The sequence below is a fragment of the Martelella sp. UBA3392 genome (genome assembly GCF_002358775.1).
GTDB classification, from domain to species: Bacteria; Pseudomonadota; Alphaproteobacteria; order Rhizobiales; family Rhizobiaceae; genus Martelella; species Martelella mediterranea.
In genome coordinates this window covers 33707-41566 of sequence record NZ_DEPM01000176.1, presented here as the reverse complement: position 1 = coordinate 41566, position 7860 = coordinate 33707, and the positions used below count along the sequence as shown (strand labels likewise).

7 protein-coding genes are annotated in these 7860 nt (G+C 62.7%); 3 read left to right on the top strand and 4 right to left on the bottom strand.

Annotation, left to right across the window (positions count from 1 at the left end):
* Window positions 1-84: 84 nt before the first annotated feature.
* A complete protein-coding gene (locus B4E36_RS13765; RefSeq protein WP_292052331.1) occupies window positions 85-885 on the bottom strand; it encodes a creatininase family protein in 801 nt (266 codons plus the stop codon).
* A gap of 122 nt (window positions 886-1007) precedes the next feature.
* Complete coding sequence (locus tag B4E36_RS13760; protein ID WP_292052333.1) at window positions 1008-1919, bottom strand: DMT family transporter; 912 nt, start codon at window positions 1917-1919, stop codon at window positions 1008-1010.
* Window positions 1920-2082: 163 nt separating this feature from the next.
* Here B4E36_RS13760 and B4E36_RS13755 point away from each other — a divergent pair, with 163 nt between their 5' ends.
* Together B4E36_RS13755 and B4E36_RS13750 are read left to right on the top strand one after the other, a co-directional pair.
* Window positions 2083-3381 carry an adenylosuccinate synthase gene (locus B4E36_RS13755; protein WP_026173518.1) on the top strand — a complete coding sequence of 433 codons (1299 nt, stop codon included), beginning with the start codon at window positions 2083-2085 and terminating at the stop codon, window positions 3379-3381.
* Window positions 3382-3432: 51 nt separating this feature from the next.
* Window positions 3433-5214: a hypothetical protein gene (locus B4E36_RS13750; protein ID WP_292052336.1), complete on the top strand. Its 1782-nt coding sequence runs from the start codon at window positions 3433-3435 to the stop codon at window positions 5212-5214.
* Between the two features lie 67 nt (window positions 5215-5281).
* Here the strand turns inward: B4E36_RS13750 and rpoH are convergent, their stop codons facing one another.
* Together rpoH and B4E36_RS13740 are read right to left on the bottom strand one after the other, a co-directional pair.
* Window positions 5282-6193 carry an RNA polymerase sigma factor RpoH gene (gene rpoH, locus B4E36_RS13745; RefSeq protein WP_292052212.1) on the bottom strand — a complete coding sequence of 304 codons (912 nt, stop codon included), beginning with the start codon at window positions 6191-6193 and terminating at the stop codon, window positions 5282-5284.
* A 181-nt stretch (window positions 6194-6374) separates the two neighbouring features.
* Window positions 6375-7400, bottom strand: coding sequence for an RluA family pseudouridine synthase (locus tag B4E36_RS13740; RefSeq protein ID WP_292052213.1), 1026 nt, complete (start codon window positions 7398-7400; stop codon window positions 6375-6377).
* Between the two features lie 61 nt (window positions 7401-7461).
* On the opposite strand from B4E36_RS13740, the gene B4E36_RS13735 reads away from it, so the two are divergent.
* On the top strand, window positions 7462-7851 hold the full coding sequence (locus B4E36_RS13735) for a hypothetical protein (protein WP_292052215.1): 390 nt from the start codon (window positions 7462-7464) through the stop codon (window positions 7849-7851).
* Window positions 7852-7860: the final 9 nt, after the last annotated feature.

The window sequence follows — 7860 nt, the reverse complement described above, 5'->3', positions numbered from 1 at the left end:
CCCCCTCAAGGGGGGAGATTATGGTTGAGAGGTTTTCGGCCTGCAACGTCTGCTCAGGCCATAGGCCAGCCGCCGCCCGTTCCATCAACCCGGTGTATAAAGCTTCTCTAGCGGATACCCCTTTAAATCCTCGATCAGTTCGATAAACCCAGCCACCTGATGCCGGGCAATCGCCTCACCCTTCTCGGCGGTGCCGGCGCTGGCATTGCCGACAGCGCCCTTGGGGTTGAGGTCGTGGGCGATCCAGGCGAGTGAATTGGGCGGGATTGGTTGCAGGTGACGGGTGTTTTCCTTCTGCCATTTGGCGAGCGAGACGAAGTTTTCCGCATGCTCCATCTTCACGAGTTCCGGGCGGAAATGCAGCATCAGCGAGGTTTCGACCTCGCCGGCATGGATGCCGTAGGTGCGCTCCTCGTCGCTGATCATGCCCTCGGGATGGCCGAACCGGCCCCATTGGGTGGAAACCACCGCCATCGAGAACCGCACCCGCATCTCGCGCGCCACGATGTGCATGATGTCGAGATTGCCGCCATGGCTGTTGACGATGATCATTTTTCTGACGCCCGCTTCGGCGACCTTCTCGCCGATCGCGGTCCAGGCCGGGATCAGGATATCGGCGCCGAAGGACAGCGTGCCGGGCCCGTAGACGTGTTCGTTGGCCTTGCCGATCTCCTGAACCGGCAGCACCAGAACCTCGAGATCGTCGGGGATCATGTCCTGAAGCGTGTCCAGCATGCCGCGCGCGATCGCCACATCGGTCGCGACCGGCAGATGAGGGCCGTGCTGCTCGGTGGAGGCGATCGGCAGGATCGCGATCGTCTTTTCGGCATCAAGTGCTGAAAATTCCGGGCTCGTCAGTTCATTCCAGTAAAAGCGCTTGGCCATGTCTCACCTGTCTGATGTTCCCCGCCGCTTTTCGTTGCGGCGTCTCCGACAGGTTTAGGCAAAGCGCGTGATCGGCAAAAGCATCGTTTTGCGTTCCGGCCGCTCTCTTTTTGCGCGCGGTCTCAGGCCGGCTTCGGTTTGCCCCACTGGGCGAGCGCGATCCCGCCGACGACGAGCACAAGGGCGATCGCGTGGAATCCCGAAAGCTGCTCGTCGAGCACCAGCACGGCGATGATCGTGCCGAACACCGGGATCAGGTTGATGAAGATGCCGGCGCGGTTGGGGCCGATCACGTCGACGCCGCGGATGAAAAAGGCCTGGGAGATAAGCGAGGGAAACAATCCTGCATAGAGCACCACGCCGAAGCCGATGGCGTCATGCGGCCAGATCGCGGAGCCCAAGGCGATTTCGGCTGCCACCAAAGGTATCGAGGCGATCACCGCCCCGCAGCAGAACGAGATCACCATCACCCGCCAGTCGAGCGGCGGTTTCCACCGCAGCGCCACGGTGTAGCCGGAATAGCTGAGCGCTGCGGCAAGGGCGAGCAGGTCGCCGAAATTGAGATCGAGATGCAACAGCTTGCGCATCTCGCCCTGGGAAACAACGGTGGCAACGCCGGCGAGCGTCACCAGAAAACCGGTCATCTGCAGCACGGTCGAACGGGTGCGAAACAGCGCGAAATTGATGGCGAGGATGCAAAACGGCAGGCTCGCCTGGATCATCGACACGTTGATCGCCGAGGTGAGCTGGAGCCCGGAATAGAGAAAGGCGTTATAGGCCGTATAGCCGACCGCGCCGAAGGCGAGGATCGCCGGCCAGTTACGCCTGACCACCGGCCAGTCCCGGCGGATTTGCGGCAGCGAAAACAGGCCGAGAACGATCGCCGCCAAGGTCCAGCGCAGGGAATTGAGAACCATGGGAGAGACGTGGCCGACCGCCAGCTTGCCCGCGGTCATGTTTCCGCCCCAAAGAAATGCCGTGATGGTTAGAAGCAGATAGGCCTGCCATTCGCTGGCGTGCGCGCCTGATTTCATGTCATTCGCCGATCCATTCGAGGGTAAGGACGCAATAGTCCGTCTGCCATGGGGCTGTCACGAGAAAATTTTGCGCTTGCGGGTGAGGGGGATCGCAATATGACAGCGAGATGGTTATAGATGCTGCGGCTTAAACGTGACTTAGGACTTCCAGGTAGGTGATATGACAAATGTTGTAGTGGTCGGCTCGCAATGGGGCGACGAGGGCAAGGGCAAGATCGTTGACTGGCTTTCCGAGCGCGCCGATATCGTGGTGCGCTATCAGGGCGGTCACAATGCCGGCCACACGCTGGTGATCGACGGCGTGAGCTACAAACTGTCGCTGCTGCCGTCGGGCGTTGTGCGCGAGGGCAAGCTCGCCGTCATCGGCAACGGCGTCGTCGTCGACCCGCATGCGTTGATCGCCGAGATCGGTCGGCTGGAAGCGCAAGGGGTGAAGATCTCGCCTGAAAATCTCCGCATCGCCGACAATGCCACGTTGATCCTCTCGCTCCACCGCGAGCTTGACGGCATGCGCGAGGACGCCGCCACCAATTCCGGCACCAAGATCGGCACCACGCGGCGCGGCATCGGCCCGGCCTATGAGGACAAGGTCGGCCGGCGCGCGATCCGGCTGATGGATCTTGCCAATCTGGAGAGCCTGCCGGCCAAGGTCGACCGGCTGCTAACCCATCACAATGCGCTGCGCCGCGGCTTCGGCGCGCCCGAAATTTCCCATGATGCGATCATGGAGGAACTGACCTCGGTCGCCGATCAGGTTCTGCCTTACCGCGAAACCGTGTGGCTGCTGCTCGACAAGAAGCGCCGCGCGGGCCAGCGCATCCTGTTCGAGGGCGCGCAGGGCACGCTGCTCGATATCGACCACGGCACCTACCCCTTCGTCACCTCGTCGAACACGGTCGCGGGGCAGGCTGCGGCCGGTTCCGGCATGGGGCCGGGCTCGCTCGGCTATATTCTCGGCATCACCAAGGCCTATACCACGCGCGTCGGCGAAGGGCCGTTCCCGACGGAACTCAATGACGAGATCGGCAATTTCCTCGGCGAGCGCGGCCACGAATTCGGCACGGTCACCGGGCGCAAGCGCCGCTGCGGCTGGTTCGACGCCGTGCTGGTGCGCCAGGCCGTCGCCACCAACGGCATCACCGGCATCGCGCTCACCAAGCTCGATGTGCTGGACGGGCTGGACGAACTGAAAATCTGCGTCGCCTATGAGCTGGATGGCGAGCGCATCGAGGCGCTGCCGGCCAGCCAGGGCGCGCAGGCGCGGGTCAAGCCGGTCTATGTCACGCTGGAAGGCTGGAAGGAATCAACCGTCGGCGCGCGCAAATGGGCGGACCTGCCGGCGCAGGCGATCAAGTATGTACGCCAGGTTGAGGAGCTGATCGGGGCTCCCGTTGCGCTTTTATCCACAAGTCCTGAGCGCGATGATACCATTCTCGTGACCGATCCATTTGAAGATTAAGAAAAAATCGTAGTATTGTCGCGGCACTGTCCCGCACAATAGGGGTGATTCATGGCGGATTTCACAGCAGTCATTCGGCGCGCGGTCGAAGGCCTTCCGGAACAATCTCCGGAATTGCGCGCCCGCGTCTATGAAAAGGCGCGCTCTGCTGTCATCCGGCAGATGGAAAACATGAACCCCCCGCCGCCGGAAGCGATGATCAAGCGGCAGATCGACAAGATCGATGCCGCGATCGCCGAGGTCGAAAGCGATTTCGCCGTCGCCCTGCCTCCCGATGAGGAGATTGTCGAGGACGGGTTCACCGATGAGGCTCCGGTCGAGGACGATGTCGCGCCGGAACCGCCGGTGGAGGAGCCTTATAGGGACGAAGAACCTTATCGCGACGAAGAGCCGTATGAAGAGCTGCCGGTAGACGAAGTCGCGCCGCAACCTGAGCATCATTTCGAGCCCGAGCCCGAGCCCGAGCCCGAGCCTGAACCTGTGCAACCGCGCCAGTCCGCGGGCTTCCTGCAAGGCGCCACGTTCGAGGCGGTCAACAGGCCCGACAGGGTCGTCTATGAGCGCGCGCCCGATCCCGAGGAGTCCTATTCCTTCGACACGCCGGAGGATGATGAGGAAAGCGATGCCGGATCGGTGGTGGTCGAGCCGGATGAAGACGAACGCCGCGCCGCTGACGATTGGCGCTACGAGGCAGCGCCGGCCGCCGTGCCAACCGAGCCGGCCGTTCCCGCAGGCGGACGGCCTGTTTCCGAGAAGGACTGGGCCCATGTGGACAGCCTTCTGGGGCTTGAACCCGATGAACCGGGTTACGATGATGATGAGCGGTCCTCCGGTTACGGTCGCGACGGCGACGAGACGGGTCGCGGCGGGGCGAAGCGTATTGTCATTGCGGTTGCCGCCATTGTCATTCTGGCGGTGGTCGCGGTCGGCGGCTATTTCGCCTGGCAGGGCCGCGACACGGTGACGGCGCTGGTTGACCCGGGACAGGAGCAGGCTGCCGAAACGCCGGCAGAGCCCGAGACGCCGCCGACAACCGAACCGGAGACGGAAACAGCGCAAGCGCCGGCTGATGACGCTGCGGACGAGGGCGAAGCGGCAGGCGAAAAGCAATTCACCCAGCGGCTGCTGCCGGATGGAACAGAAGTCGAGGAAGGCCTTCCCGCCGCCGGCGCCAGCGCCGGGCCGGCCCGCACCGTCGCCAACCAGACATCCGGCGCGCCCGCAACTTCCGGCTCCACGCAGGAAGCGGCCGCGCCCGCGCCGCCGGTCGGCTCCGCGCAGAAGATGTTCCTCTATGAGGAGCAGCTTGGCCAGTCGGTGCCGTCGGCCTATCAGGGCACGGTGACCTGGGAACTGAAGCAGGAGAACACCGGCACGGCGGTGTCCGAGCCGGTGATCGAGGGCGTCATGAACGTGCCCGAGGCGGGGCTTTCCGGCGTGATCACCTTCCGCCGCAATGACGATTCCTCGCTGCCGGCAAGCCATCTCATCGACATTGCGTTCACGCTCGGCGATAATTTCCAGGGCGGCGCGGTCGACAATGTCCAGCGGATCTCATTGAAGAACACCGAAGCCGCCCGCGGCGATCCGCTGATCGCCGTCTCGGCCAAGATCACCGACGATCTCTATATGCTTGCGCTCAATGATTTTGATCAGGCGCGCGGACAGAACCTGGCGCTGCTCGCCGAGCGCAACTGGATCGATATCCCGATCACCTACCGCAACGGCCGCCGCGCGCTACTGACGCTGGAAAAGGGCACGACCGGCATGGCGATCTTCGACCGCGCCGTCCAGGAATGGCAGGCGCTGGGCGATATCGGCGACAATAACTGATCGCAAAAAAGCCGCGGCGGTTTCCCGTCGCGGCTTCTTCCATGTTCATCCCGAAAAATCCCGGCAATCAGTCGGCAACGCCCTCGCGCACGGCGCGGACCGCCTTGGCGTTGGCGGTCACCTGCTTCTGCACGGCGTCCTGCACCTTTTCGAAGGCGCGGACCTCGATCTGGCGCACGCGTTCGCGGGAGATGTTGAATTCACCGGAGAGCGATTCCAGCGTCTCCGGGTCTTCAGACAGGCGACGGGCCACGAAGATGCGCTTTTCGCGGTCGTTCAGAACGTCCATCGCGGAAGACAGCATGTCGCGGCGGTTTTCGAGTTCGTCCTGGTTGACGAGCATTTCTTCCTGGCTGTCATGGTCGTCGACGAGCCAGTCCTGCCACTGTCCGGATTCGCCCTCGGTGGCGCGGATCGGCGCGTTCAGCGAGGCATCGCCGGAAAGCCGCCGGTTCATCGAAATCACTTCTTCCTCGCTGACATTCAGCTTGGTCGCGATTTCGGTGACCTGTTCTGGCTTGAGATCGCCATCCTCGATCGCCTGGATCTTGCCCTTGAGGCGGCGCAGATTGAAGAACAGCCGCTTCTGGTTGGCGGTGGTGCCCATTTTGACGAGCGACCAAGAGCGCAGGATATATTCCTGGATCGAGGCCTTGATCCACCACATGGCGTAGGTGGCCAGACGGAAACCCCGTTCAGGGTCGAATTTCTTGACGGCCTGCATCAGGCCGACATTGCCTTCGGAAACCACCTCGCCGATGGGAAGACCATAACCGCGATAGCCCATCGCAATCTTGGCGACGAGACGCAGATGGCTGGTGACGAGCTGATGAGCCGCATTGCGGTCGTCATGCTCCTGATACCGCTTGGCAAGCATGTATTCCTGCTGCGGTTCGAGCATGGGGAATTTGCGGATTTCTTCGAGATAACGGTTGAGACCGTTTTCTCCGGCACGGATGCTGGGAAGCGTATTGGCCATGCTTTCACCCCCTTGGTGTTGCAATCCTCTTCAAATCAGCGGCGATCGGCGGGATAAGCCCGCAATCCGACCATCGATTTTCTGGAGGGACAACCCGATTTAAGTATGGCAGGGAGGGCTTTCAAGGGATCTGGATCAAAAACTTTCCATTGACTGGAATGTTTTTGATCGGATTGACCGCTCAGCCCTCGAATGCAGCGCAAAGGGCTGCCATGTCGGCGGGCAGGGGCGCTTCGAAGTGCATCTCCTCACCGGTCGTCGGGTGTTCGATCACGAGGAGAGCGGCGTGGAGCGCCTGGCGGGGGAAGCCACGCACCAGCGAGGCGGCGGGCTCTTCCAGCAAATTGGCCTTGGTCTTGAAGCCACCGCCATACATGTTGTCGCCGATCAGCGGGTGGCCGATATGCGCCATATGCACGCGGATCTGATGGGTGCGGCCCGTCTCCAGCCGGCATTCGACAAGGCTTGCCAGCGCGCTGCCATCCTGCTTTTCGCCGAAACGGCGCGCGACCGTGTAATGGGTGATGGCGAAATCGGCATCGGCGCTGTCGGCCCGTTTAACGGCGCGGCGAATGCGGTCGGGCGCGCGGCCAAGCGGTGCGTCGATCGTGCCGTGCAGCATTTTTGGCCGGCCCCAGATCAGCGCCTTGTAGGCGCGCTGCAGCGGCCCAGTACGGCCGTGATCGGCGAATTGTGCGGCAAGCGACTGATGGGCGGCGTCGTTCTTGGCCACCACCATCACGCCGGTGGTATCCTTGTCGAGGCGGTGGACGATGCCGGGGCGCTTCACCCCGCCAATGCCCGAAAGCGTGTCGCCGCAATGATGGATCAGCGCGTTGACCAGCGTTCCCGTCCAGTTGCCGGCGCCCGGATGCACCACGAGGCCCGCCTGCTTGTTGATGACGATGATGTCGCCGTCCTCGTGCAGGATTTCGAGCGGAATGTCCTCGCCCTCCGGCTCGGCATCTTCCGCCTCGGGCATGATCAGGCTGATGGCCTCGCCACCTTTGACCTTGCGGCTCGGCTCGGTCGCCGGCTTGCCGTCGATCGAGACCGCGCCGGCATTGATCAGCGCCTTCACGCGGGTGCGCGACACGCCGTCGCCCATCTCGCGCGCTATGAAAGCGTCCAGACGCTCTTTCGTGCCCTCGGGGACGAGAAAGTCTTTTCTATCGGCCTGGGTTTGTTTAAACGGGTCGTCTGTCATCTGAACTTTGCAAGTGCGGTTCGCGCTTGTTAAGCGAAACCGGCCCCCGGAGCAATGGACAATGTCGCAACACCGCATTGAAGACGAAGAAGAAGACAAGCCGCTCGACCCCGCGGTCGAGCTGGTGCGGCGGCGGATGCTGCGCTTGCAGGTCGTCTCCGCGCTGATCATGATCGTCTCGCTGATGGCGGTGTTCGGTGCGATCCTGTATAAGGTCATGAGCCGTCCGGATGAGGCGTCGGTCGCCGAGCGCGGCGGCGCGATCGTGCCCGCGGATGCGCCAAGGGCGCTGACGGCGAACCTGCCGCGCGGCTTCGAGATCGCCGATATCAGCTATGGCGACGGCCAGGCGCTGATCTACGGCACCAAGGAAAACGGCGAGCAGACGCTCTATCTCTTTGATATCAATACCGGCCGCATGGCCGCCGATGTCGAAATCCGCTTCGACTGAGATGGCCGC